Annotated in this window: 25 protein-coding genes; 21 read left to right on the top strand and 4 right to left on the bottom strand. The window is 55.4% G+C overall.

The features are described from left to right. Positions 1 to 169 precede the first annotated feature (169 nt). Positions 170 to 997 (bottom strand): dienelactone hydrolase family protein, encoded by an 828-nt coding sequence (locus ACKWMY_RS26610; protein ID WP_409487386.1) that lies wholly within the window; start codon positions 995 to 997, stop codon positions 170 to 172. 302 nt (positions 998 to 1299) lie between these two features. Between ACKWMY_RS26610 and udp the strand changes: the two genes are divergently transcribed. From udp to hemB, 14 genes are all read left to right on the top strand, one after another. Then, a complete protein-coding gene (udp, locus tag ACKWMY_RS26605; RefSeq protein WP_024531115.1) occupies positions 1300 to 2061 on the top strand; it encodes a uridine phosphorylase in 762 nt (253 codons plus the stop codon). A 158-nt stretch (positions 2062 to 2219) separates the two neighbouring features. Continuing rightward, positions 2220 to 3002: a tyrosine-protein phosphatase gene (locus ACKWMY_RS26600; RefSeq protein ID WP_409487385.1), complete on the top strand. Its 783-nt coding sequence runs from the start codon at positions 2220 to 2222 to the stop codon at positions 3000 to 3002. A gap of 86 nt (positions 3003 to 3088) precedes the next feature. Beyond that, entirely contained in the window at positions 3089 to 3619 is a 531-nt protein-coding gene (locus tag ACKWMY_RS26595) for a DedA family protein (RefSeq protein ID WP_024531113.1), read from the top strand. 292 nt (positions 3620 to 3911) lie between these two features. Then, positions 3912 to 4694, top strand: coding sequence for a histidine phosphatase family protein (locus ACKWMY_RS26590; RefSeq protein WP_409487387.1), 783 nt, complete (start codon positions 3912 to 3914; stop codon positions 4692 to 4694). A gap of 108 nt (positions 4695 to 4802) precedes the next feature. Next, on the top strand, positions 4803 to 6116 hold the full coding sequence (locus tag ACKWMY_RS26585; protein ID WP_074032116.1) for an OprD family outer membrane porin: 1314 nt from the start codon (positions 4803 to 4805) through the stop codon (positions 6114 to 6116). 142 nt (positions 6117 to 6258) lie between these two features. Continuing rightward, the gene (rmuC, locus tag ACKWMY_RS26580; RefSeq protein WP_409487384.1) at positions 6259 to 7806 is read left to right on the top strand and encodes a DNA recombination protein RmuC; all 1548 of its coding nucleotides are present in this window, start codon (positions 6259 to 6261) and stop codon (positions 7804 to 7806) included. A 78-nt stretch (positions 7807 to 7884) separates the two neighbouring features. Further along, positions 7885 to 8640, top strand: a complete 756-nt coding sequence (ubiE, locus tag ACKWMY_RS26575) for a bifunctional demethylmenaquinone methyltransferase/2-methoxy-6-polyprenyl-1,4-benzoquinol methylase UbiE (RefSeq protein ID WP_021181470.1) — start codon at positions 7885 to 7887, stop codon at positions 8638 to 8640. 13 nt (positions 8641 to 8653) lie between these two features. Continuing rightward, positions 8654 to 9262 carry an SCP2 domain-containing protein gene (locus ACKWMY_RS26570; RefSeq protein WP_024485462.1) on the top strand — a complete coding sequence of 203 codons (609 nt, stop codon included), beginning with the start codon at positions 8654 to 8656 and terminating at the stop codon, positions 9260 to 9262. Then, on the top strand, positions 9259 to 10890 hold the full coding sequence (gene ubiB / locus ACKWMY_RS26565; RefSeq protein ID WP_024531109.1) for a ubiquinone biosynthesis regulatory protein kinase UbiB: 1632 nt from the start codon (positions 9259 to 9261) through the stop codon (positions 10888 to 10890). Before ACKWMY_RS26570 ends, ubiB begins: the two co-directional genes overlap by 4 nt. 129 nt (positions 10891 to 11019) lie before the next feature. After that, a complete protein-coding gene (tatA, locus tag ACKWMY_RS26560; protein ID WP_024485464.1) occupies positions 11020 to 11286 on the top strand; it encodes a Sec-independent protein translocase subunit TatA in 267 nt (88 codons plus the stop codon). Between the two features lie 3 nt (positions 11287 to 11289). Further along, positions 11290 to 11862 carry a Sec-independent protein translocase protein TatB gene (gene tatB / locus ACKWMY_RS26555; protein WP_161712622.1) on the top strand — a complete coding sequence of 191 codons (573 nt, stop codon included), beginning with the start codon at positions 11290 to 11292 and terminating at the stop codon, positions 11860 to 11862. A 3-nt stretch (positions 11863 to 11865) separates the two neighbouring features. After that, complete coding sequence (gene tatC, locus ACKWMY_RS26550; protein WP_024531107.1) at positions 11866 to 12636, top strand: Sec-independent protein translocase subunit TatC; 771 nt, start codon at positions 11866 to 11868, stop codon at positions 12634 to 12636. 53 nt (positions 12637 to 12689) lie between these two features. Beyond that, complete coding sequence (gene tatD / locus ACKWMY_RS26545; RefSeq protein ID WP_409487383.1) at positions 12690 to 13472, top strand: 3'-5' ssDNA/RNA exonuclease TatD; 783 nt, start codon at positions 12690 to 12692, stop codon at positions 13470 to 13472. 14 nt (positions 13473 to 13486) lie between these two features. Continuing rightward, entirely contained in the window at positions 13487 to 14509 is a 1023-nt protein-coding gene (gene hemB, locus ACKWMY_RS26540; protein WP_021181463.1) for a porphobilinogen synthase, read from the top strand. A gap of 42 nt (positions 14510 to 14551) precedes the next feature. Here hemB and rfaH read toward each other — a convergent pair whose 3' ends face one another. After that, positions 14552 to 15040 carry a transcription/translation regulatory transformer protein RfaH gene (gene rfaH, locus ACKWMY_RS26535; RefSeq protein WP_074032120.1) on the bottom strand — a complete coding sequence of 163 codons (489 nt, stop codon included), beginning with the start codon at positions 15038 to 15040 and terminating at the stop codon, positions 14552 to 14554. A gap of 243 nt (positions 15041 to 15283) precedes the next feature. Between rfaH and pepE the strand changes: the two genes are divergently transcribed. From pepE to fre, 3 genes are all read left to right on the top strand, one after another. Further along, the gene (gene pepE / locus ACKWMY_RS26530; protein ID WP_074032121.1) at positions 15284 to 16009 is read left to right on the top strand and encodes a dipeptidase PepE; all 726 of its coding nucleotides are present in this window, start codon (positions 15284 to 15286) and stop codon (positions 16007 to 16009) included. A gap of 212 nt (positions 16010 to 16221) precedes the next feature. Further along, positions 16222 to 17718 (top strand): 4-hydroxy-3-polyprenylbenzoate decarboxylase, encoded by a 1497-nt coding sequence (gene ubiD, locus ACKWMY_RS26525; protein ID WP_024531103.1) that lies wholly within the window; start codon positions 16222 to 16224, stop codon positions 17716 to 17718. 28 nt (positions 17719 to 17746) lie between these two features. Next, entirely contained in the window at positions 17747 to 18448 is a 702-nt protein-coding gene (gene fre, locus ACKWMY_RS26520; protein ID WP_024531102.1) for an NAD(P)H-flavin reductase, read from the top strand. Between the two features lie 152 nt (positions 18449 to 18600). Here fre and fadA read toward each other — a convergent pair whose 3' ends face one another. Together fadA and fadB are read right to left on the bottom strand one after the other, a co-directional pair. Further along, positions 18601 to 19764, bottom strand: a complete 1164-nt coding sequence (fadA, locus tag ACKWMY_RS26515; RefSeq protein WP_065685049.1) for an acetyl-CoA C-acyltransferase FadA — start codon at positions 19762 to 19764, stop codon at positions 18601 to 18603. 10 nt (positions 19765 to 19774) lie between these two features. After that, positions 19775 to 21967: a fatty acid oxidation complex subunit alpha FadB gene (gene fadB / locus ACKWMY_RS26510; protein ID WP_074032122.1), complete on the bottom strand. Its 2193-nt coding sequence runs from the start codon at positions 21965 to 21967 to the stop codon at positions 19775 to 19777. Between the two features lie 320 nt (positions 21968 to 22287). Between fadB and pepQ the strand changes: the two genes are divergently transcribed. Genes pepQ through hemG form a run of 4 tightly spaced genes read left to right on the top strand, consistent with a single transcriptional unit; the run spans position 22288 to position 26277 of the window. Next, the gene (gene pepQ / locus ACKWMY_RS26505; RefSeq protein ID WP_024531099.1) at positions 22288 to 23619 is read left to right on the top strand and encodes a Xaa-Pro dipeptidase; all 1332 of its coding nucleotides are present in this window, start codon (positions 22288 to 22290) and stop codon (positions 23617 to 23619) included. Further along, entirely contained in the window at positions 23619 to 24233 is a 615-nt protein-coding gene (locus tag ACKWMY_RS26500) for an IMPACT family protein (protein WP_021807951.1), read from the top strand. Before pepQ ends, ACKWMY_RS26500 begins: the two co-directional genes overlap by 1 nt. A 35-nt stretch (positions 24234 to 24268) precedes the next feature. Further along, a complete protein-coding gene (gene trkH, locus ACKWMY_RS26495; RefSeq protein ID WP_024531097.1) occupies positions 24269 to 25720 on the top strand; it encodes a Trk system potassium transporter TrkH in 1452 nt (483 codons plus the stop codon). 23 nt (positions 25721 to 25743) lie between these two features. Beyond that, entirely contained in the window at positions 25744 to 26277 is a 534-nt protein-coding gene (gene hemG / locus ACKWMY_RS26490) for a menaquinone-dependent protoporphyrinogen IX dehydrogenase (RefSeq protein WP_021181453.1), read from the top strand. Positions 26278 to 26295 lie beyond the last annotated feature (18 nt).

The following is a 26295-nucleotide window of genomic DNA, read 5'->3' as shown; positions in this document are numbered from 1 at the left end:
CGGCTCCGGACTGGCTCCCTCTCCCCGTCCCCGTGTTCATGTAGCCCCTGATCTTTACATCGGGAGAGGGTTGGGGTGAGGGGATATTGGTGACAAGCATCAGGGGCACTTGCTGCCCCTGAAACTGCTGATATTCCTCACCCAACTTGGCATGTAGGGATGTGCCCCTCTATTTCACACCATGCTGGCTGAACCAGGCCAACATGCGCTGCCATCCGTCGGTGGAAGCCTCCGCGTTATAGCTTGGCCGGTAATCGGCGTGGAAAGCATGCCCCGCTTCTGGATACACCACGATTTCCGCATCGGCATTGGCCGCACGGATCGCCTGGCGCATGGTTTCCACCGTATCCAGCGGAATGCCGCCGTCTTGTCCACCGTATAGCCCAAGCACCGGCGCCGAAAGATCGGTCGCGATATCAACCGGGTGCTTCGGCGAATTCAAGGTTTTCTCCCCCACCAGCTTGCCGTACCAGGCCACCGCCGCTTTCAGCTGCGGATTATGCGCGGCATACAGCCAGGTGATGCGGCCGCCCCAGCAGAAACCGGTGATCGCCAACTTGCTGGCATCGCCGCCGTGGCGCGTTGCCCAGTGCGCAGCGTGATCCAGATCGGCCAATACCTGGCTGTCTGGCACCTTGCTGACCAGCTTTTGCATCAGCTCGCTGATTTCGCTGTACTCTCTGGCATCGCCCTGGCGGAAATAGAGTTCTGGAGCGATGGCCAGATAGCCCTGCTTAGCCAAACGGCGACACAGATCCTGAATGTGTTCATGCACGCCAAAAATTTCCTGCACGACCAGCACAATTGGGAACGGCCCTTGATGATGGGCCGGTTTGGCGATATAGGCTGGCAGATCGTCCCCCTGCGAAGGGATGGTGGTTTCCCCCACGTGTATATCCTGCACATCGGTCAGAATGGTCGAGGTGGCCAACGGTGCGACGGCCGGGGTAAATCCCCCTTTGGCCTGTTTTAACGTTATTTGTTGTTCTGTTTTCATTGATTGCAGGCTCCATGCGTTAGAGAAAAAGCGCGGCAGTTAACTATAGGCAGATTAGCGCTTATTAGCACAGCATGGCGAATTTTCGCGCAGGATAGCAATGACTGCTCAGGCAGCAACTTGGTATAAACTGAGTGGAGATTAAGCTTGTCAGGGTTTTTTATGTGATTTAAATCACAAAAATAATGTAGATGAATTTCTGTTTCTTTATTCAAGGTGATGATCATCACGAAATTTAACAGCGATTGTCAGTAGAATCTCTGTTTGTTCCTCCCAAAAACCGTATCCATGAGGAGTCCCCCATGTCTCAGTCTGACGTTTTCCACCTCGGTCTCACTAAAAACGATCTGCAAGGCGCTACATTGGCCATCGTCCCTGGCGATCCGCAGCGTGTTGAGAAAATTGCCAAGCTGATGGAAAACCCGGTTCACCTGGCTTCCCACCGCGAATTTACCTCTTGGCGTGCAGAACTGGATGGCAAGGCCGTGATCGTGTGCTCAACCGGTATCGGTGGCCCGTCTACCTCGATCGCCGTTGAAGAGTTGGCACAGCTGGGTATTCGTACCTTCCTGCGTATCGGCACGACCGGTGCCATTCAGGCCAATATCAACGTGGGCGACGTGCTGGTGACAACCGCCGCTGTGCGCCTCGACGGTGCCAGCTTGCACTTTGCCCCAATGGAATTCCCGGCAGTGGCGGACTTTGCCTGTACCACTGCGCTGGTTGAAGCCGCCAAGGCCAGCGGTGCTACCACGCATATCGGCGTGACCGCCTCTTCCGATACCTTCTATCCAGGCCAGGAACGTTACGACACCTATTCCGGCCGTGTGGTCAGCCGCTTTAAGGGCTCGATGGAAGAGTGGCAGTCGATGGGCGTGATGAACTATGAAATGGAATCCGCCACCCTGCTGACCATGTGCGCCAGCCAGGGCCTGCGTGCGGGGATGGTTGCCGGTGTGATCGTTAACCGCACCCAGCAAGAGATCCCGAATGCGGAAACCATGAAGAAGACTGAAAGCCAGGCGGTGCAAATCGTCGTTGAGGCTGCTCGCCGTCTGCTGTAATCCAAATCCTCGTTAAAAGCGGGCCGTTTGACGGCCCGTTTCCCCTTCTGTTACGGTTATCCCCCTCTGCGTCATGCTGCTGGCCTTCTGTTGTTGGTGTTTACCGATTGCTGGCTGATGTGGCGGCATATCCCGAGACAATCAATGTAAGGACGTCTATGACCGCTCAGATCCTGCTCCATCCTTCACTTGCGCCGCTTGACGGTGGTATCAACTTCCGCGATTTAGGCGGCAACAGCGTGGCCGATGGCCGCCGTATCAAACGCGGGCTGCTGTTTCGTTCCGGCGCTCTGGATCGCTTGAGTGAAAACGACTGTCGCTACCTGGCTCAGATGCCAATGCGTTCGGTGCTGGATTACCGCGACTTCGACGAAGTGCAGGCCAAACCTGACGTGCTATGGTCGGGAGCCGACTATTACCACGTGCCGGCCAATCCACTCAGCAGCGAAGTGAATGCCAACCTTGAAAAACTCACCGACGAAACGCTGGCCAAGTTTGATGCCCGGGCTTTTATGCTGGAGCTGTACCGCCGCCTGCCGTTCAATAACGCCGCCTATCGCCAACTGGCGCAGTTGCTGGCTCAGCCTGAAGGCGGTGCGATTGTGCAGCACTGTGCGGTAGGCAAAGACCGTACCGGAGTCGGTTCGGCGATGGTGTTGCTGGCTCTGGGGGCGGATGAAGCTACGGTAATGGAAGATTATCTGCTGACGGAAACCACGCTGGCGAGCTACCGTGAACACATGCTGGATCAGATCTCTAGCCGCCTGAACGACGCCTCGGTGGCGCAGTTTGCCTATGTGCTCAGCGCACGTGAAGAGTTCCTGGCGACCGCGTTGGGTTGCATTCATGAGCAATATGGCTCCACCAGCCGTTGGTTGGAGGCCGAATATGGGCTGGGGCAACGCCAGCTCGAGACGTTGCAGGCACTCTATCTGGAATAACGGCACCATGTTTAACCGGGGTTTAACCAGTGAGGGAGGGGACTGCGTATTCTTGAGGTCGGATCCGTTCTCAAAAGGAGCAGGCTATGAGCCTCAATGACGTCATTCACTGGGTAGGTGAAGTGGTACGCCAGCATGAAGCCTGGGCGATCCCGATCGTCTTCTTCCTTGCATTTGGCGAGTCGCTGGCCTTCCTCTCGTTGTTGTTGCCTGCCACGGTTATTCTGCTGGGGTTGGGGGCGTTGATTGGCGAGAGCGGCATTGCCTTTTGGCCGCTCTGGGCTGCGGCCGCCGCCGGTGCCTTCTTTGGTGACTGGCTCTCCTATTGGGTCGGCTATCACTATCAGGGGCGTGTCGCTCATATGTGGCCGCTGTCACGCAATCCACAGCTGTTGGTGCGTGGCCATGCGTTTTTTGAGCGATGGGGCGTACTGGGCATTTTCTTTGGGCGCTTCTTCGGGCCGTTGCGCGCCGTGGTGCCGCTGGTGGGGGGCATCTGTGCCATGCCGCAAACCGCGTTCCAGATTGCCAATGTGGCCTCGGCAATGGTCTGGGCTTTCGGCATCCTGGCACCTGGCGCCTTTGGTATCAAATGGTTTACCCAGTGGATGGCATGAACCGGTGCCGTGCCAATTAGCCTCATATTTTAATTATTCAGCGTCACAGTGAGAATTCGATCACGAATTTATCCTTATCCGGTGCTTTTTAATTCCCTTATTTTTTTAACAGTGTTATTTTCCCAATAAGTGGATTGTTACTGTGAATAAACAGGCAAAACCCAAACCCGTTGACGAACCAATGTCATGGGTTTGGGTTTTTTTTCGCCCTTATTTTGGCAAATGATCTGCCGATGATTAAAAAAATTAACCTATAGACGTTATTTTGTTCACTAAGGAAAAATTAATGAAAATTAAAACCTGGCTACTGGCCTCCGTAGTTGCCGTTTCCTCTGCTGCGGCTTTCAACGTCACTGCCGCGCAAAGCGATAGCGTCGATATCTATTTTGCTCGCCACGGTAAAACGCTGCTCAATACCTACGATCGCGTGCAGGGCTGGGCTGACTCACCACTGACACCGGCTGGGATCGAAACCGCGCGCTATCTGGGTGCCGGGTTGAAGGGGATCCCTTTCGATAGCTTCTACACCAGCGACGCTGGCCGCCAGCGTGAAACGATGCAGGTGATCCTCAAGGAAATGGGCAAGTCGGATGCCAAGGTCACGGAACTGACCGACCTGCGCGAAATGTTCTTCGGCGGTTTTGAAGGGCGCGCTAACGCAGAAATGGCCGACGCTGCTGCCAAGAAGCTGGGCCTGGCCTCTGGTGCCGAGATGTTCAAGCAAATGGGCGAAGGCAAGGTCAGCCTGATCCCGATGGTGGATGCCATCACGCAAAGCGATGATAAGCAAGAGGCGGAAAGTGCGCTGCAGGTCAAAACCCGTATGCAACGAGCCTTGCATACCATGGTGCAGAATGCCGTAAAGAATGGGGATAAAAACATCCTGGCGGTCTCTTCCGGGCTCTCGATGCAGATGATGATTTCCGATATGACCGATAACCCGAACAAAAATAAGCCACTGACTAATGCGGCAGTCGTCAAGATGACTTATAAAAACGGGAAATATACCGTAACCGATATTGGCGATATGACTTATGTCGCTAAAGGGAAAGCGTTACTAAATAAAGCACCTTGATTATTACCCAATAAAAATAACGCACCCTTTTGGCTCAGGGATATTATCTGAGGCGATAGCATATCGCCTCGGCAGGGATTTTCTATACCTTTTTCGGGGATAACAATAATGAAACGTTCTGCTTTAAGCTGTCTGATCGCTATTTCGCTATTCTCCACCGCGGCCCAGGCCAGCGTTGATGACGTCCTGGATTCGTCCTTTTTCAGTGACAGCCACGCTGAACTGTCGCTGAAAAACTACTGGAAGTACCTCAAGGAAGATGCCGCCAACCCAAAAGAGGTGCACAACGCCTGGGGGCAAGGGCTGGCGCTGGGTTATCAGTCTGGCTATCTGGCGGACTTTATCGGCGTTAATCTCGATTACTACAGCGCGGTAAAGTTGGGTGCCAGCGATTACTTCAATACTCGTGGGGTGCTATATAACAACGGTCCCGGCAACAGCAAAGAGAATGCTGCTGGTTATAGCAAGGTGGGCCAACGCTATATCAAGCTGAAAGGCGACGTAGGTGGCGCGGCGCTGAATGCGCAGGCTGGCTGGCAGGTGTTGCGTAACTACGGCGTGATTTCCACCTCCACTCGCCTGTCGCCTACGACTTACCTGGGTTGGTCCGGTGGCGTATCCGGTGCCGGGCTCTCTTTGCGCGGCGCGTATGTTGAACGTTCTATGGATCGTAACTCCCCTGACAGCCTGCGTTTGCAGACCAACGATGGCCGCTATATCAACCATCTCGCCAGCGCTGAGTTGGGCTATGAGAATAAGCAATTTAATGGGCAACTGGCCTATGGGGAATCTCAGGACTATTTACGCCGCCAGATCTTGCGGGTGGGGTACAAAGCCAATGAGAAACTCAGCCTGGGCAGCCAGATTTACACCACTCAGGCGCTGGATGACTATAAACAGATGGCGCTGAGCAAGCGCAACTTCGATCATAACGCCAACCACTATGCGCTGGATGCCAAATGGCAGGAACCGCTATGGAGCGTCAAGGTCGGCATCGCCCATACGCGAGCACCGAAGGGCGACGGCCAGCTTGGTTTCTACCCGCGCCATATGTCCAAAAATTCACGCGGTACCTTTACCTCCATGGCCTATGCGGGTGAAGACTATATGCGCGATGGCGAAACCATGCTGGCCACCATGGCCGAATACCGCATCACGCCTGAGTTTACCGCCGGGCTGGCGGGCAACGTGGGCCAGTTTAGCTACCAAGGTGCCGCGGTGCGTACCGGTGAGATCAACGTCTTTGGCCGCTGGGCTCCCTCCCATCCCAAGCTGAAAAACCTGACGGTATTCGCCATGGCTGGGCCGGGTTGGTCTTATAAGAACAGCAATAAAACGCCGATACTGGTGGATGGGCATTCGCAGACCTCCCACTCGCTGTCCGGCGAGTTTATCGCCGAATATCGCTTCAAGCTGTTTTAACCTGCCTTATTAGCGCGGTACCGCCGTGGTTACCGCGCTCACTTCCACATAAAAACAGACTGGACATCCATACAGGCTCCCTTTAACGTGGCAGGCATCAGGCGTAAAACGCGCCGCAAGTGCATGTATGACAGGAGGCAGGGTGGATACCAGTTTGGTTTACGGTATTGGTGGCGTAGCGATAGGTTTACTGCTGGGGTGGTTGATCGCCAGCCTGCGTGCGCAGCAGCACGGTGCGCAACATGAAACCGACCTGCGTCTGCTGGAACAGTCTTTACAGCAGGCACAGCTTGAAAATGCCTCCCGCCAAGAGACGCTGCAACGCCACGAACAGCTGCTACGGCAAAACGATCTGGAACTGCGCACCCTGCACAGCCAACTGGCCGCCGGGCAGGAGAGGCTGCAACAGCTCAACCATTGGCGCAATGAATGTGAATTGCTGAACCAGGAGCTACGGGCGCAGCGTGAAGTCAACAGCGCTCAGGAAGCCGAACTGCGTGAGGTGACGATCCGCCTGGAAGAGACCAGGATGGCCGCAGAAGAGAAACAGCGGCTGTTGATCAGCAGTGAACAACGTTTGACCACCCAGTTTGAGAACCTGGCCAACCGCATTTTCGAAAACAGCGGCCGCAAGGTGGATGAGCAAAATAAGCAAAGCCTGGATCGCCTGTTGCTGCCGTTACGCGAGCAGTTGGACGGTTTCCGCCGCCAGGTGCAGGACAGCTTTGGCCAGGAAGCACGCGAACGCCATACATTGACGCACGAAATCCGTAATCTGCAACAGTTGAATGCGCAAATGGCTCGCGAGGCGCTCAATCTCACCAAGGCGCTAAAAGGCGATAACAAAACCCAGGGTAACTGGGGCGAGGTGGTGCTGAGCCGCGTGTTGGAAGCCTCTGGCCTGCGTGAAGGACATGAGTATGAGACGCAGGTTAATGTGCGGCTGGATAGCCAAAGCCGTATGCAGCCAGACGTGATCGTGCGTTTGCCACAGGGTAAAGACGTGGTGATCGACGCCAAAATGTCGCTGGTGGCCTATGAGCGTTATTTCAACAGTGAAGATGACTTCGAACGGGAAGCGGCGTTGACCGAGCATATCACTTCGCTGCGTGGGCACATTCGCGTGTTGGGCCGTAAGGATTATCAACAACTGCCTGGCCTGCGTTCGCTGGATTATGTGCTGATGTTTATCCCGGTGGAACCGGCCTTCCTGTTGGCCATCGATCGTGAGCCGGAGCTGATTAGCGAGGCATTGCAACATAATATCATGCTGGTCAGCCCAACCACTTTGCTGGTGGCGCTGCGTACCATTACCAACCTGTGGCGCTATGAGCACCAGAGTCAGAACGCCCAGCGGATCGCCGATCGCGCCGCCCGCCTGTATGACAAGATGCGCCTGTTTGTTGACGATATGTCGGCCCTGGGGCAGAGCCTGGATAGGGCGCAGGGCAGTTATCACCAGGCGATGAATAAACTGAGCGAAGGTCGTGGTAATCTTATCGGCCGCATCGAGGGCTTCCGCGCGCTTGGGGTTGAGATTAAACGTCCCATCAACCCGCTTTTGGCGCAGCAGGCATCGGAACAACAGGATGATGAGCTGCTCTCTGAGCCAGACGAGGATATCGCCTCGCTGCCTGGGGAAGAGAACGACGATAGTAACGAAGAACCGCATCGCGCATCGCACGGATGATACCGTTGCAAGGTGGGGTATTACGCGGCTTTCTGGTACACTCCACGACACTAAATTGACTGAATGGCAGGCAGGACAATGGCAGATCAAGCGCAGGAAACCACCGATTTTGGCTTTCGTACCGTAGCAAGAGACGAGAAGCAGGCCATGGTGGCCAACGTTTTTCACTCGGTAGCGGCAAAATATGACGTGATGAACGACCTGATGTCGTTTGGTATCCATCGTATCTGGAAGCGTTTTACCATCGATTGCAGCGGCGTACGCCGCGGCCAGCGTGTGCTGGATCTGGCCGGTGGTACTGGTGATCTGGCCGCCAAGTTCTCCCGCATGGTGGGCGAGCAGGGGCAGGTGGTGCTGGCGGATATCAACGATTCCATGCTCAAGATGGGGCGCGAAAAGCTGCGTGACCACGGTATCGTTGGCAATATCAGCTACGTGCAGGCCAACGCCGAAGCTCTGCCGTTCCCGGATAACTATTTTGACTGCATCACCATCTCCTTTGGCCTGCGCAACGTCACCGACAAAGACAAAGCACTGCGCTCGATGTTCCGCGTGCTGAAACCGGGTGGCCGCCTGCTGGTGCTGGAGTTTTCCAAGCCGCTGCTGGAGCCGCTGAGCAAGGCTTACGACGCCTATTCCTTCCACGTGCTGCCAAAAATTGGTGAGCTGGTGGTGAAAGATCCGGACAGCTACCGCTATCTGGCAGAATCGATCCGCATGCACCCCGATCAGGAAACCCTGAAGGGGATGATGGCTGCGGCCGGCTTCGAGAACGTCAACTACTTCAACCTGACCGGCGGCATCGTGGCGCTGCACCGGGGCTTCAAGTTCTGATATGGAAATGCCGATGCTGCTAACCCCGTTACTGACCGGCGTGCTGGAAACCTCGCTTAATAGCCTGCTGTTTCGCGATCGTAGCATGAAAGCCGCCCGCCAAAGGCTGGCGGGTAAAGTGTTACGTATCGAGCTACAGGAACTTTCTTCGCCGTTGGTACTGCTGTTCAGCGAACAGCGCGTGGATGTGCTTGGCCAATCAGAAGATAGCGCCGACTGTACGGTGCAAACCCGCGTACCGGTGCTGCTGAAATTACGCGATCGCCAGCAACTTTCCCCGCTGATGCGTAGCGGTGAGCTGATTGTCGAAGGCGATATTCAGGTGGTGCAACAGCTGGTCGGTTTGCTCGATCTGGCAGAGTGGGATCCGGCGGAATGGCTGGCGCCTTATGTGGGCGACATCGCTGCGCAAGGGGTTAGTCAGATCGTAGGTAAAGGTTTAGGCCTGCTGAAATCCGGTTTGCAGAGCCAGCAACGCTACGTGGCCGAAACGTTGACCGAAGAGTGGCGTATGGCTCCCGGCCCGCTTGAAGTGGTGTGGTTTAACGAAGAGGTTGATGCCACCGTTCGCAGTGTGGACGCACTGATTGCTCGTCTGGACAAGTTGGAGGGTAAGCGATGACCCCTGGCGAAATTTGCCGCCTGTATTTGATCGTGCGCGTTTTCCTGAGTTATGGACTGGATGAACTGATCCCCAAGATGCGCTTGACGCTGCCGCTGCGCATTGGCCGCCGCCTGCTGTTCTGGATGCCGAACCGCCATAAAGGCCAGCCGTTGGGCGAACGCCTGCGCCTGGCGCTGCAAGAGCTGGGCCCGGTGTGGATCAAGTTCGGCCAGATGATGTCGACCCGCCGCGATCTGTTCCCACCCCACATTGCCGACCAACTGACGCTGTTGCAGGACCGAGTGGCGCCGTTCGATGGTGCGCTGGCACGTAAGCATATCGAGTTGGCGATGGGCGGCCCGCTGGAAACCTGGTTCGATGACTTTGACCAGCAGGCGCTGGCGTCGGCTTCGATTGCCCAGGTGCATACCGCCCGGCTGAAAACGACCGGCCAAGAGGTGGTGCTGAAGGTGATCCGCCCGGACATTGGGCCGATTATCAAAGCCGATGTGCGCCTGATGTATCGCCTGGCAGGCTGGGTGCCCAAGCTGATGCCGGACGGTCGCCGTCTGCGCCCGCGCGAAGTGGTGCGTGAATATGAGAAAACCCTGCTCGATGAGCTGAACCTGCTGCGTGAAGCGGCCAACGCCATCCAGCTGCGCCGTAATTTTGACGGTAGCCCGATGCTCTACGTGCCAGAGGTTTACTCCGATTACTGCCGTGAGAGCGTGCTGGTGATGGAGCGGATTTACGGCATCCCGGTATCGGATATTGCGGCTCTGGAACAGCAGAACACCAATATGAAACTGCTGGCCGAGCGTGGCGTCCAGGTATTCTTTACCCAGGTGTTCCGCGACAGCTTCTTCCATGCCGACATGCACCCAGGCAATATTTTCGTCAGCTATGAGCACCCGGAAGATCCGTGTTATATCGGCATCGACTGCGGTATCGTGGGTTCCCTGAACAAAGACGACAAGCGCTATCTGGCGGAAAACTTTATCGCCTTCTTCAACCGCGACTACCGTAAGGTGGCGGAGCTGCATGTTGATTCTGGCTGGGTACCGCGTGATACCAACGTGGAAGATTTTGAGTTCGCCATTCGTACTGTCTGCGAGCCGATCTTTGAAAAACCGCTGGCGGAAATTTCGTTCGGCAACGTACTCTTGAACCTGTTCAATACCGCACGCCGTTTCAATATGGAAGTGCAGCCGCAACTGGTATTACTGCAAAAGACGCTGCTGTACGTTGAGGGCCTAGGCCGCCAGCTCTATCCGCAACTGGATCTGTGGACCACGGCAAAGCCGTTCCTGGAAAGCTGGCTGCGGGATCAGGTAGGCATTCCGGCGGTGATCCGCGCGCTGAAAGAAAAAGCGCCGTTCTGGGCCGAGAAACTGCCTGAGTTACCGGAACTGTTTTATGACAGCCTGCAACAGCACAAACTGTTGCAACAAAGCGTCGATAAATTGACCGGTCAGATGCAGGCGCAACGCGTTCGGCAAGGTCAATCACGGTATTTGTTTGGGGTTGGCGCTACACTGTTAGTCAGTGGTACGATTTTACTGCTGGGAGGCGTGGAGGTGTTTCCTGCCTGGATGATGGCCGCAGGCGTAGTGGCCTGGGTCGTCGGTTGGAAACGCACCGTCTGAATAAATTAACCATCAGGTTAAGCGTTGTCGCTGTAGCCCTGCAAAAACGGGGCATATCCAACACAAAGATGAAGGGTATATAATGCGGCAACTTGAAAATTACCCTTTTAATCTCTAGAGGTAACTGTAATGGGCGGTATTAGTATTTGGCAATTGTTGATCATCGCGGTGATCGTGGTGCTGCTGTTTGGTACCAACAAACTGCGTACGCTGGGCTCCGATCTGGGTGCATCAATCAAGGGCTTCAAAAAAGCCATTGGCGACGACAACAGCGCTGCACCAACCAACACCACTGAAAAAACCAACCACGATGCTGACTTTGCGGCCAAGCCTATCACCGATAAGCAGCCGGAAGTGAAAGCAGCGGAAGAGTCGAAGAACAAAGAGCAGGTATAAACCGTGTTTGACATTGGGTTTGGTGAACTGCTGCTGGTACTGGTGATTGGCCTGGTGGTACTTGGGCCAGAACGGTTACCAGTGGCGGTCAGAACCGTTGCGGGCTGGATCCGAGCGCTGCGCTCTCTGGCAGCTTCGGTGCAGAATGAGCTGACGCAGGAATTGAAGCTGCAAGAACTGCAGGAAAGCCTGAAGAAGGCGGAGAAAGCGGGCTTGCAGAATTTAACGCCGGAACTCAAAGCTTCAATGGATGAGCTGAAAGAGGCGGCTGAGTCGCTGAAACGTTCTTATCACGTCGATAAGGACGAGCCACCGCATACCATCCACAATCCAGTGGTCACCGATCCTGAAGCCATCCACGACGGCGTGACTCCGGCGGAAGCGGCGACTACCGCTTCGGCACCTGTTGCCACACCGCAGCCCACTGAACCTGCACCAGCCGTGCAAAGCGAGCCGGTGGTGCCCCCCGTGGTTCAGGCAACGGTCGTGGATCAGCAAATCCCTGCAAAGCAGGCCATCCCAGAGCCTGTGGCGGATAAATCCCCTGCGTCTCAACAACCTAGTGGCGAACGTTAAAACATGGCCGTTGAAGATACCCAACCGCTTATCAGTCATCTGATTGAACTGCGTAAGCGGCTGTTAAATTCGATCATCAGCGTGCTGGCGATCTTTATCGTGTTGGTGTTTTTCGCTAACGATATTTATCAGATCGTTTCTGCACCGCTGATCGAGCAGTTGCCTGCCGGGGCGAGCATGATCGCCACCGACGTGGCTTCACCGTTCTTTGCTCCGATCAAGTTGACGATGATGGTTTCGGTGATCGTTGCCGCGCCTTTCATTCTCTATCAGGTCTGGGCCTTTATCGCTCCTGCGTTGTACCAGCATGAACGCCGCCTGATGATGCCGTTGCTGGTTTCCAGCAGCCTGTTGTTCTATCTGGGGATGGCGTTTGCCTACTTTGTTGTGTTCCCGTTGGCCTTTGGCTTTTTTGCCAAAACTGCACCCATCGGCGTCACGATTGCGACCGATATCAGCAACTACCTGAGTTTTGTCATGGCGCTGTTTATGGCGTTCGGCGTGGCTTTTGAAGTGCCGGTTGCCATTATTCTGCTGTGCTGGAGCGGTGTCACTACGCCAGAAGACCTGCGTAAGAAACGCCCGTATGTGTTGGTCGGGGCTTTCGTGGTCGGCATGCTGTTGACGCCGCCGGACGTGTTCTCGCAAACCCTGTTGGCGATCCCGATGTACCTGCTGTTTGAGGTTGGCGTGTTCTTCGCCCGCTTCTATGTAGGGAAGCGGCGCAAGCCGGTAGAGGAAGAAGAGGAAGGCGAAGAGCCACCAGCATCCTGATACTCGTCTGTCCCTAAGCCGCCCATCGGGCGGCTTTTGCTTTGGAAAAATCCATGTTTGATATTGGCGTCAACCTTACCAGCTCCCAATTTGCCAAAGATGCCACACAGGTGGTTGAGCGAGCCAAAACGGCAGGCGTGACGGGGATACTGATCACCGGCACCAACGCACAGCAAAGCGAGGCGGCCAGCCACCTGGCCCGTGCTCATAGTGGCTATTGCTGGTCTACGGCGGGCGTGCATCCGCATGATGCCAGCAGTTGGAACGATGAGGTCGCGCAGCATATTCACCGGTTTGCATCGCAGCCCTTCGTGGCCGCGATTGGCGAGTGTGGGCTGGATTTTAACCGCAATTTTTCCACCCCGGTACAGCAGGAACTGGCTTTCACCGCTCAACTGGCATTGGCCGCCGAGCTCAATATGCCGGTCTTCCTGCATTGCCGGGACGCACACGCACGTTTTGTTGCACTGCTGACTCCCTGGTTGGATAAACTGCCCGCCGCAGTTGTGCATTGCTTCACCGGCAGCGCCGAAGAGTTACAGGACTGTCTGGCGCTGGGGTTGTCGATCGGTATCACCGGTTGGGTTTGTGATGAGCGCCGGGGTCTGGAACTGCGTGCCTTGTTACCCCAAATCCCGGCCGATCGTCTGCTGCTTGAAACCGATGCCCCCTATTTGTTGCCTCGGGATTTACACCCGAAACCTGCATCTCGCCGCAACGAACCCTGTTTTCTGCCCCATATCATTCGGCAGGTTGCAACCTGGCGCGAAGAAGATCCCGCGTGGCTGGGCCAGAAAACTGATGAGAACGCCCGCCGGTTATTCCGGCTGGTCTGAGTTAGGAGAAAATTATGAGCTATGCATTTCCGGGCACCTTCCCTGGTCGCCGTATGCGCCGTGTGCGCCGTCATGACTTCAGCCGCCGTTTGGTCGCCGAGAATCAGGTAACGGTCAATGACCTGATCTACCCGGTGTTTGTCATGGAAGGTAGCAACCGTCAGGAAGCCGTTTCCTCGATGCCTGGCGTATCGCGCATGAGCATCGATCTGCTGATCAAAGAGGCGGAAGCCATTGCCAAACTCGGCGTACCGGTGATCTCTCTGTTCCCGGTGATTGAGCCTGGCCTGAAGTCGCTGCATGCTGAGGAAGCCTACAACCCGGATGGTTTGGTGCAGCGCACCGTGCGTGCGCTGAAAGATGCCGTGCCGGAGCTGGGGATCCTGACCGATGTGGCGCTCGACCCGTATACGACCCATGGGCAGGACGGGGTGATCGACGAGCATGGCTACGTGATCAACGATATCAGCAAAGAAATTCTGGTTCGCCAGGCGCTATCTCATGCTGAAGCCGGTGCCGAAATCGTGGCTCCCAGCGATATGATGGATGGCCGCATTGGCGCGATCCGCGATCAACTGGAGCTGCAAGGCCTGGTTAATACCCAGATCATGGCGTATTCCGCCAAATATGCCTCATGCTATTACGGCCCGTTCCGTGATGCGCTCGGCTCCACCGGTAACCTGAAAGGCGGCAACAAGAAAACCTATCAGATGGATCCGGCCAACGGCGACGAAGCCCTGCAAGAGATTGCTCAGGATCTGCAGGAAGGCGCGGATATGGTGATGGTGAAACCGGGGATGCCATATCTGGACGTGGTGCGCCGTGTCAAAGATACCTTCGGGGTGCCGACCTTCGCCTATCAGGTATCGGGCGAATATGCGATGCATATGGCGGCGATCCAGAACGGCTGGCTGCAGGAGCAACCGGCGGTGATGGAATCCTTGCTGTGCTTTAAGCGTGCCGGGGCTGATGGTGTGCTGACCTACTTCGCCAAGCGTGTTGCCCAGTGGCTGCATGATGATGCGATGCGCCGTTAATCGGTAGCAGACAAAACAGGCACCCTTGGGTGCCTGTTTGCATTAAAGTTTCTGGAACTGCCGGTTATCGATGCTCTGATTAATCTGCTTGTTGATCAGATTCAGCAGCAGCATCGAGCGGGCTTCACCGTCGGGTTCGGTGTAGATCGCATGTAGGCCCTCAAACACGCCATCGGTGATCAGCACCTTATCGCCCGGTTGCGGGGTCTCTGGATCTACATAGTATTCTTCGCTATGTGTCTGGAGTTCTTCGATAACCTGTAAAGGTATCTGGGTCGGTAAGGCTCCAAATCGCACAAAGTGGCTGACACCACGGGTTGCGCTGATCGTGGTGGTGTGAATACGTTCCGGATCGAATTCAACAAACAGGTAGTTGGGAAACAGCGGTTCGCTAACGGCGGTACGTTTGCCACGCACGATTTTCTCCAACGTAATAATTGGGCTCAGGCAGTTGACGGCTTGCCTTACCAGGTGTTCCTGGGCCCGTAAGAGCTGGCCGCGCTTACAATAAAGTAAATACCAAGATTCCATAGTTTCACATGCCTTTCTGTCAGCCGTTAAGCATACCAAAAGCCACTACGGATACCTAGTGACGCAAGCGTTCATCTTGTTGCCATGATTTGCGGCAATCCACGGTAGCCGGCATAAAGTCACACATTTTTTTGCCTGGTTCAGGTATAACCATAGATTCAAAATTTGTGACTGTCACAATATTGGTGGGTACGTCTGACACTCAACGTGACGTCTTTATCATTCTTGCACTGAGGGAGAGACATGGAGCTATTTTTGCTAAGTAACGGCAAGCTTTCCGGCGAGGCCGAACTGCTCGGTTATGCCAAGAGCCAGCTGTTGGCCATGATTGAACGCCGTAACATCACGTCAGCCGTATTTATTCCTTATGCCATGATCCGCGGTGATTACGACCAGCGTGCGGGGGAACTGTCGCAGACGTTGGGTATCAAGGTCACCAGCATCCATCATGCCGAGTCTCCGGCAGAAGCGATCGCGCAGGCCGAGTGTATTTTGGTCAGCGGCGGCAATACCTGGATGCTGAACCAGATGCTGCATGAAAATGGCCTGATTGTGCCAATCCAGCGTGCGGTGCGTGAGCGTGAAGTACCCTATGTGGGGTGGAGCGCTGGCTGCAACGTGGCGACGCCGAGCATCCGTACCACCAATGATATGCCGGTGCGCAACAGCGTCGTGTTGCCTGCGCTGGGGCTGTTCCCGCTACAGATCAACCCACACTATATTGATGCCCATATCAGCGGCCACATGGGTGAAACCCGTGATGAGCGCCTGGCAGAGTTCTGTGCAGTGAATCCGAGCGAGTCGGTTGTCGCACTGCGTGAAGGCAGCCTGCTGCACGTCTGCGGCAACGATCTGCGCTACTTCAGCGCCAGGGAGCAGGGCTTCAAGGTGTTCCGCCACGGGGTAGAGATACAGGAGTATCAGGATACTTTGGCATTGCGCTCTCTGGTGCCGTTCATCTGCCATTGATAAACCGAAGGGGCGCAGCATGCGGCGCCCCTACAGATTCAGCATTGTGATGACAACCCAAACCAGTAGCGCTAATGTGGGCAGATTGGCTAGAATTTGTTAATCTATCCCTTTGCTGTGAAACGCCTTAAAATCAGCCAGTTAATTAAACGTCGAGCCACCTTGAGATTTTCAGGGTTCATCGTTTAAATCTTCTATAAATCAATGGTGTAATGGCTTGCATGAAATACCGTGACCTACGCGATTTCCTCTCGTTGCTGGAAAAGAGAGGGGAACTAAAACGCATCAGCCAGCCGATTGATCCCTATCTGGAAATGACAGAAATTGCCGATCGTACGCTGCGAGCGGGCGGCCCGGCGTTGCTGTTCGAAAACCCGAAAGGCTACGATATGCCGGTGCTCTGTAACCTGTTCGGCACGCCCAAGCGGGTGGCGATGGGGATGGGGCAGGAAGACGTCAGTGCGCTGCGCGAAGTGGGCAAGCTGTTGGCGTTCCTCAAAGAGCCAGAGCCACCGAAGGGCTTTCGCGATCTGTTCGACAAGGTCCCCAAGTTCAAACAAGTGCTGAATATGCCGACCAAGGTGCTGGGCTCTGCCCCGTGCCAGGAACAGGTGTGGCAAGGGGAAGATGTCGATCTCGGCCGTATCCCGGTGATGCACTGCTGGCCGGAAGATGCCGCCCCGCTGGTCACCTGGGGGCTGACGGTTACCCGTGGCCCGCACAAAGAGCGCCAGAATCTGGGGATCTATCGCCAGCAGGTATTGGGCAAGAACAAGCTGATTATGCGCTGGCTCTCGCACCGTGGTGGCGCGCTGGATTATCAGGAGTGGTGTCAGGAACATCCTGGTGAACGTTTCCCGGTCGCCGTTGCGCTGGGGGCCGATCCTGCCACCATTTTGGGTGCTGTGACGCCGGTGCCGGATAATCTGTCCGAATATGCCTTTGCCGGGCTGTTGCGCGGCAACAAGACCGAAGTGGTCAAATGTCTGTCCTGCGATCTCGAAGTTCCCGCCAGTGCGGAAATTGTGCTGGAAGGCTATATCGAGCAAGGGGAACTGGCGCCGGAAGGCCCGTATGGCGATCACACCGGCTACTATAACGAGATCGATCACTTCCCCGTCTTTACCGTGACCCATATTACCCAGCGGCGCAATGCGATTTATCACTCGACCTATACCGGCCGCCCGCCGGATGAACCTGCTGTGATGGGAGTGGCGCTGAACGAAGTGTTTGTGCCGATCCTGCAAAAACAGTTTCCAGAAATCGTCGATTTCTACCTGCCGCCGGAAGGGTGTTCCTATCGCCTGGCGGTGGTGACCATCAAAAAACAGTACGCAGGACACGCCAAACGCGTAATGATGGGGGTCTGGTCTTTCCTGCGCCAATTTATGTATACCAAGTTTGTCATCGTTTGCGATGACGACGTGAATGCGCGTGACTGGAATGATGTGATTTGGGCGATAACCACCCGAATGGATCCGGCAAGGGATACCGTTTTAGTGGAGAATACGCCGATTGATTATCTGGACTTCGCCTCGCCGATTTCCGGGTTGGGATCGAAAATGGGCCTGGATGCCACCAATAAATGGCCGGGAGAAACCCAACGAGAGTGGGGCCGTCCGATCAAGATGGATGAGAAGGTGCGTGCGCGCATCGATGACATCTGGGATGAGCTCGCCATATTCAGTGACCGAGAACCGACGCTTTAGCGCCAGTGATGACCCGACAGAGGAACGCATGACAATCCTGAGCTGTAAAGTGACCTCCGTAGAGGCCATTACCGATACCGTTTATCGGGTACGTTTGGTGCCAGAGGCACCGTTTTCGTTCAAAGCAGGTCAATACCTGATGGTAGTGATGGATGAGCGTGATAAACGCCCGTTCTCTGTGGCCTCGACGCCAGCACAGCAAGATTATATCGAGCTGCATATTGGTGCTTCTGAACTGAACCTGTATGCCATGGCGGTGATGGATCGGGTGCTGAAAGAGCAGGCCATCACCGTGGATATTCCGCATGGTGAAGCCTGGCTGCGTGAAGAGGGCGAGCGCCCGCTGGTGTTGATTGCCGGTGGTACCGGGTTCTCTTACGCGCGCTCGATTTTACTGACCGCGCTGGAACAGCAACCCAATCGCGATATCTCTATCTACTGGGGTGGGCGTGAGCTGAAGCATCTGTATGATCTCAACGAACTGGAAGCGATTTCACTGCAATACCCAAATCTGAAGGTTATTCCGGTTGTTGAACAGCCGGAAGACGACTGGCGTGGCCGCAGTGGTACGGTGCTGAGCGCCGTGTTGCAGGATTTTGGCTCGCTGGCGGAGCATGATATCTATATCGCAGGTCGTTTCGAGATGGCGAAAATTGCCCGTGAGCGTTTCTGTGCCGAGCGTGGCGCGCTGGAAGCGCACATGTTTGGCGATGCTTTCGCGTTCATCTGATTGTACGTGCAGCAGTAAAGACGGGGTGGCCAGGTGCTGCCCCGTTTTTATTGGTGCCGAATTCCAGGCATAAAAAAACCCGCCCCTGACAGGCGGGAAGTACGGCAACAAAACCTTTGGGATGCCCTTTTGGGGCATCCAATCAGACACAGCTAAACGCGTTCAAATACCGTGGCGATCCCCTGGCCCAGGCCGATACACATGGTGGCCAGACCAAACTGCACGTCACGGCGTTCCATATTATTCAGCAGGGTGGTAGAGATGCGGGAGCCGGAGCAGCCTAATGGGTGGCCCAGGGCAATCGCACCGCCGTTAAGGTTGATCTTGTCGTCCATGCTTTCCAGCAGCCCCAGATCTTTAATACAGGGCAGCGACTGGGCGGCAAAAGCCTCATTCAATTCAAACAGATCGATATCCTGTACGCTCAGACCGGCGCGTTTAAGCGCGAGTTTGCTGGCAGGCACCGGACCATAGCCCATGATCGAAGGATCGCATCCCACGACCGCCATTGAGCGGATGCGGGCACGCGCCTTCAGGCCGAGTGCCTTGGCGCGGGATTCGCTCATGATCAACATGGCGGAAGCGCCGTCAGACAGTGCGGAAGAGGTGCCTGCGGTGACGGTGCCGTTGACCGGGTCAAACGCCGGGCGCAATGCCGCCAGGCTGGCAACGGTGGTTTCCGGGCGGATCACTTCATCATAATCGTAACGCGTCAGTACGCCGTCGGCGTCATGGCCGGTGGTGGGGATAATTTCGTTTTTGAAATAGCCAGCCAACGTAGCGGCATGGGCACGTTGGTGGGAGCGAGCTGCAAATTCATCCTGCATTTCGCGGCTGATATTATGCATTTTGGCCAGCATTTCTGCGGTCAGGCCCATCATTCCGGCCGCTTTTGCCACGGTGCGGCTCAGGCCAGGATGGAAGTCTACGCCGTGGTTCATCGGGACGTGGCCCATATGTTCCACTCCGCCGATCAGGCTGACCTGAGCGTCACCTACCATGATTGCGCGGGCTGCGTCGTGCAAGGCCTGCATGGAAGAACCACACAGGCGGTTTACCGTTACCGCTGGCACGCTATGTGGGATCTCAGCCAACAGTGCGGCGTTACGGGCGATGTTGAAGCCTTGTTCCAGCGTCTGCTGCACGCAGCCCCAGTAAATGTCATCAATCTCAGCGGCATTCAGCGCCGGGTTACGGCTCAACACGGCACGCATCAGATGTGCGGAAAGATCTTCCGCGCGTACCTGGCGGAAAGCGCCGCCTTTTGAGCGGCCCATTGGCGTACGTACGGCATCAACAATAACTACGTTTTCCATCTTTATAACCTCATGCCGGTTGGCCAGTGGAGATATCAGACAGCGCTGCTGTCGCCACCGGGTAGTAGCTTTCATTACGTTCCGCCTTGGCACGCAGACCGGCTGGCACCTGATACAGTGCCCCCAGGTTAGCGTAACGCTGGGCCATCTCGACGTAATTGGCGGTGCCGAGCGTATCCAGATAGCGGAATGCGCCACCGTGGAACGGCGGGAAGCCGATGCCGTAAACCAATGCCATATCCGCTTCTGCCGGGCTGGCCACAATGCCTTCTTCCAGGCAGCGTACCACTTCGTTGATCATCGGGATCATCATGCGAGCGATGATCTCTTCACTGCTGAAGGTCTGGGCCGACGCGCTCACGGTTGCCAGCAGAGTGTCGGTTTGCTCGTCGTTATCTTTACGCGGCTTGCCTTTGCTATCCTGGCTGTAGCGGTAGAAGCCCAGCTGGTTTTTCTGGCCGAAGCGTTGGTTATCGAACATCACGTCGATCGCATCGCGGTAATTTTTACTCATGCGTTCAGGGAAACCGTTGGCCATCACCGCCTGGGCGTGGTGCGCGGTATCAATACCGACCACATCCAACAGATACGCCGGGCCCATCGGCCAGCCGAACTGTTTCTCCATCACTTTGTCGATCTGACGGAAGTCGGCGCCGTCGCGCAGCAGCTGACTAAACCCGGCAAAATACGGGAACAGCACTCGGTTAACGAAGAACCCAGGGCAATCATTGACCACGATCGGCGTTTTGCCCATGCGGGTGGCGTAGGCCACCACGGCAGCGATAGTGCTGTCGCTGGTGTGTTCACCGCGGATTATCTCAACCAGCGGCATGCGGTGCACCGGGTTGAAGAAATGCATACCGCAGAAGTTTTGCGGGCGCTTCAACGATTTTGCCAGGTGATTGATCGGGATGGTTGAGGTGTTGGAGGCCAGTACGGTATCTTCGCCGATCAGGGCTTCCACTTCAGACAACACCGCCGCTTTTACCTTAGGATTTTCAACTACGGCCTCAACAATCAGTTGGGCGCGTTCGATACCGGCATAGTCCAGCGTTGGCTGGATGGTTGACAGCACCTGTGCCATCTTCAGGCCATCCAACTTGCCGCGCTCCAGCTGTTTATTCAGCAGCTTGGCCGCTTCATTCATGCCGAGAGCCAGGGATTTGTCGCTGATGTCCTTCATGATCACCGGCACACCTTTCAGCGCGGATTGGTAGGCGATACCGCCCCCCATAATTCCTGCACCCAGCACGGCAGCCTGTTTCGGAGCTTCAACGTTTCTGGCCAGTTTTTTCGCCTGGCCTTTCACAAACTGATCGTTGAGGAAAATGCCCACCAGGGCGCGCGCTTCGTTAGAGCGGGCCAAAGGCACAAAGCTGGCGGTTTCCAGTTTCAACGCTTCGTCACGGCCAAGCCTGGCGGCGGCTTCGATGGTTTTTACTGCGGTCATCGGCGCAGGATAATGAATACCTGCGGTTTGCATCACCATGCCTTTGGCCGTGGTGAAACTCATTGCCGCTTCGATTGGGCTTAGCTTCAGCGGCTCCAGCTTTGGCTGACGGTAACCACGCCAGTCGAGTTGGCCGTCGATCGCCTGTTGCAGCACTTTCAGCGCGGCTTCCACCAGCTTCTCCGGTGCGACCACGGCATCGACCAGGCCGACTTTCAGTGCGTCTTTTGCACCGATATCTTTCCCGGCGGCAATGATTTCCAGCGCGCTGTCGTTACCGAGCAGGCGTGGCAGACGTACTGAACCCCCGAATCCTGGCATGATGCCCAGTTTGGTTTCCGGCAGGCCGATGCGTGCGTCTGGAGAGGCGATACGGAAATCGGTCGCCAGGATACATTCGCAGCCGCCGCCTAACGCGTATCCGTTAATGGCGGAAATGGTTGGCACCGGTAAATCTTCCAGCCGGTTAAAGATGGTATTGGCAAACACCAGCCATTCATGCAGCTTTTCGGCCGGTGCGGCAAACAGCGAGAGGAACTCGGTGATGTCGGCACCCACGATGAATGCGGATTTGGCAGAGCGCAGCAGCAGCCCTTTCAACTCGGTTTGCTGTTCCAGCACCTCGAGTGCGGCACCCAGGCTGGCAACGGTGCTGGTATCCAGCTTGTTGATCGGGCCTGGTGCGTTGAACACCAACTCGGCGATGCCGTTGTCGAGCCAGTGTACTTGTAATGTTTCGCCTTGGTAGAGCATGTCGATCTCCTGAATCAGCGCAGATGATCTGGTATGACCAGATGATGAGGAGTGTGGTTTTTATGTTAATAAATTGCAAATAATAGATTGCATATTTGCAAACCGGATCACAGGGGAAATGGCTAATTGATTGATACCAAATCAAGTTATTTTTCACCCTTGGGCGCGAAACTTTGGCGCGTAGCGGCCATATCGCCCAGGGATGTAATCTGTTTGCAGCGGTTTGCGAAGCACACCTCATGCAAGAGGAGATGGGGTTGGAGCGTGGGATCAGTGTGTTAAGATGGCTCATTCCGTTCTGAGGGCATAAGGGTACTGTGATGGAAACGCTGGCTTCTTTGTATAACGACCACCTGGCAACACTGCAACAACGAGCTCGTGAAGTATTAGAGCGCAACAATCTGGATGCATTGCTAATCCATTCAGGCGAGCTGCAACGGGTCTTTCTGGACGACCACAGCTACCCGTTTAAAGTGAACGCCAACTTCAAGGCGTGGGTGCCGGTAACGTCGGTGCCGAACTGCTGGTTGTGGGTGGACGGCGTTAACAAACCAAAGCTGTGGTTCTATTCCCCGGTGGATTACTGGCATAGCGTTGAACCGCTACCCAACAGCTTCTGGACCAAATCCATTGAACTGTTGCCGCTGACCAATGCCGATGATATCGCCAGCCAACTGCCACAGCAGCGTGAGCGTGTAGGCTATATTGGCTATGCACAACAGCGGGCCCTCTCTCTTGGCATTGCGGCCGAGCACATCAACCCGCAAGCGGTGTTGAATTTCCTCGATTTCCGCCGCTCGATCAAAACCGGCTATGAGCTGGCCTGCATGCGCGAAGCGCAGAAAACGGCCGTAATGGGGCACCGTGCCGCTCATGAAGCCTTCCAGTCCGGTATGAGCGAGTTCGATATCAACCTGGCCTATCTGACCGCCACTGGCCATCGTGATACGGACGTGCCTTACGATAATATCGTGGCCCTGAATGAGCATGCGGCGGTGCTGCATTACACCAAGCTGGATCATCAACCTCCGGCCGAATCCCGCAGCTTCCTGATCGATGCGGGGGCAGAATATAACGGCTACGCTGCCGACCTGACTCGCACCTATGCGGCTCAGAGCGACAATGCATTCGCCCATCTGGTGAAAGATCTCAACAGTGAACAGCTTGCGCTGATAGATACCATGAAAGCCGGGGTGCGCTACACGGATTACCATGTACAGATGCATCAACGCATCGCCAAACTGTTGAAAAATCATAAGCTGGTAACGGGCATCAGCGAAGAGGCGATGGTCGAACAAGGCATCACCTGTCCGTTCCTGCCGCACGGCTTAGGCCACCCGCTTGGTTTGCAGGTACATGATGCCGCCGGGTTTATGCAGGATGAAAATGGTACTCATCTGGCAGCACCCGCAAAATATCCCTTCCTGCGCTGCACCCGTGTCATGCAACCAGGTATGGTGCTGACCATTGAGCCGGGCCTGTATTTCATTGAGTCCCTGTTGGCTCCTTGGCGTAGTGGCGAGTTCAGTAAACACTTTGCCTGGGATCGTATCGATGCGTTGAAACCTTACGGTGGTATCCGCATTGAGGACAATATCGTGATCCACGAAAAGCGTATTGAGAATATGACGCGCGATCTGAACCTGGCCTGATGCAGCCTTACCCCATTCCTGGCGCTGTCATCAGCGTCAGTGAAGAGATAAAGAAAAGCCGTTTCATCACTCTGCTGGCACCTACCTGCGGGGTCGAGGCGGCCAAAGCCTTTATCCAGCAGGTGCGTGACGAGCATCCAACGGCCCGGCACCATTGCTGGGCTTTTGTTGCGGGGGCACCGAATGATTCGCAGCAGTTGGGGTTTTCCGATGACGGTGAACCCTCCGGCACTGCGGGCAAGCCCATCCTGAGCCAGCTAATGGGCAGTGGGATCGGTGAAATAACCGCGGTGGTAGTTCGCTACTATGGCGGGATCAAACTGGGTACCGGTGGTCTGGTGCGGGCTTACGGTAGCGGCGTACAACAGGCGCTCAAGCAGCTGGTTGTCAGCTATAAAGTCCCGCAGCTCGAATATACTTTGCAGTGCGACTATGCTCAGCTGGCAATGGTAGAAAATTTGCTACAGCTTAGTGAAGGGCGGATTGTGCATGGGGATTACGGTGCTGCCGTGGTGTTACATCTGGCGCTACCGGCCACGGGTACTGAGGCATTCGGGAATAAATTACGCGATCTCAGCCGTGGAAGTTTGCAATTAGTCCCTATATCGCAATAATTCCCACCAACTGAATTGTTAAGGATCGTGCTGAAATGCATTTTCGCGCCATAACCCGTATTGTGGGCCTGCTGGTTATCCTGTTTTCCGGGACAATGTTTATTCCTGGCCTGGTGGCATTGATATACCGCGACGGAGCGGGACGGGCATTCAGCCAGACCTTCTTTGTAGCCGTGACCATTGGCTTGATGCTGTGGTGGCCAAACCGCAAGCAGAAGCACGAATTAAAGCCGCGTGAAGGCTTCCTGATTGTGGTGTTGTTCTGGACCGTACTGGGCAGCGTGGGGGCATTACCTTTCCTGTTTTCCGAGCGGCCCAATCTTTCCCTGACAGACGCCTTTTTCGAATCCTTCTCGGGTTTAACCACCACCGGTGCCACCACCCTGGTAGGGTTAGACTCCTTGCCTAAAGCCATCTTATTCTACCGCCAGATGCTGCAATGGATGGGGGGGATGGGGATCATCGTGCTGGCTGTCGCCATACTGCCTATCCTCGGCGTCGGGGGCATGCAGCTATACCGGGCGGAAATGCCGGGTCCGTTGAAAGATAACAAAATGCGTCCGCGTATTGCCGAAACGGCTAAAACCCTATGGCTGATCTATGTGCTGCTGACGGTGGCCTGTGCGTTGGCGTTATGGGGCGCCGGCATGTCGGTGTTCGACGCTATCGGCCATAGCTTCTCAACTATCGCTATTGGAGGTTTCTCAACGCATGATGCCAGCGTGGGTTACTTCGCCAGCCCGACCATCAACACCATTATCGCGGTGTTCTTGCTGATCTCCGGTTGTAACTACGGCCTTCACTTTGCCTTGCTCAGCGGACGCAGTTTGAAAGTGTACTGGCGCGATCCGGAGTTTCGCATGTTTATCGCCGTGCAGTTCACGCTGGTGGCGGTGTGTACCGTGGTTCTGTGGTGGCACGGTATATATAAAAGCGGCCTGGAAACGCTCAATCAGGCGTTCTTCCAAGTGGTGTCGATGGCCACCACCGCAGGGTTTACCACCGACAGCATCGCCAAATGGCCACTGTTCCTGCCAATGCTCCTGCTCTGCTCTGCCTTTATCGGTGGCTGCGCGGGTTCAACGGGCGGTGGCTTGAAAGTGATTCGCATCCTGCTGCTGTATCTGCAAGGGTCGCGTGAGTTGAAGCGGCTGGTGCACCCAAATGCGGTTTACACCATCAAATTAGGCAACCGCGCATTGCCGGAGCGTATTCTTGAAGCGGTGTGGGGATTCTTCTCCGCCTATGCATTGGTATTTATCGTCAGCATGCTGGCCATTATCGCCACCGGCGTGGACGAATTCTCGGCCTTTGCCGCGGTAACGGCTACGCTGAATAACCTGGGGCCTGGCCTCGGCGTTGTCGCCGATAACTTTACCACCATGCCGCCACCGGCAAAGTGGGTACTGGTGTTGACCATGCTGTTTGGCCGTTTGGAAGTGTTTACGCTGCTGGTTCTCTTCACACCGACTTTCTGGCGTGAGTAAATGTATCTACGAGGAGTAACGCCATGAAGGCACTGATTCTCTATTCGAGCCGTGACGGACAAACGCATTCTATTGCTGCTTATATAGCTAACCAGTTGCAGGATACCCTGAACTGCGACGTTATCGATCTGCAGCAGGCAGAGCATATCGAGCTTGGGCAGTACCAACAGGTACTTATAGGAGCGTCGATACGTTACGGGCATTTCAATACGGCATTACACCGATTTGTGAAGCGCCACGCTGATCAGCTGAATCAGATGCCTAGCGCGTTTTTCGCGGTTAACCTGACGGCACGCAAACCGGAAAAGCGTTCGCCGCAAACCAACGCCTACACCCGCAAGTTCTTATTGTCATCACCTTGGCAGCCAAAGCAGTGCGCCGTGTTCGCTGGCGCGCTGCGTTATCCACGTTATCGCTGGTTCGATCGCGTCATGATCCGCTTTATCATGAAAATGACCGGCGGAGAGACGGATACCAGTAAAGAAGTGGAATATACAGATTGGCAGCAGGTGGACCGTTTTTCCCAGGAATTCAGCCGCATCCAGTACGAAAAGTGATAGAAATGCTGCCTTGTG

This window comes from Serratia sp. J2, from assembly GCF_046269175.1.
In the GTDB taxonomy this organism is placed as follows: Bacteria; Pseudomonadota; Gammaproteobacteria; order Enterobacterales; family Enterobacteriaceae; genus Chania; species Chania fonticola_C.
The sequence above is the reverse complement of the archived record's forward strand: the minus strand, read 5'-3'. Positions and strand labels throughout refer to the sequence as shown.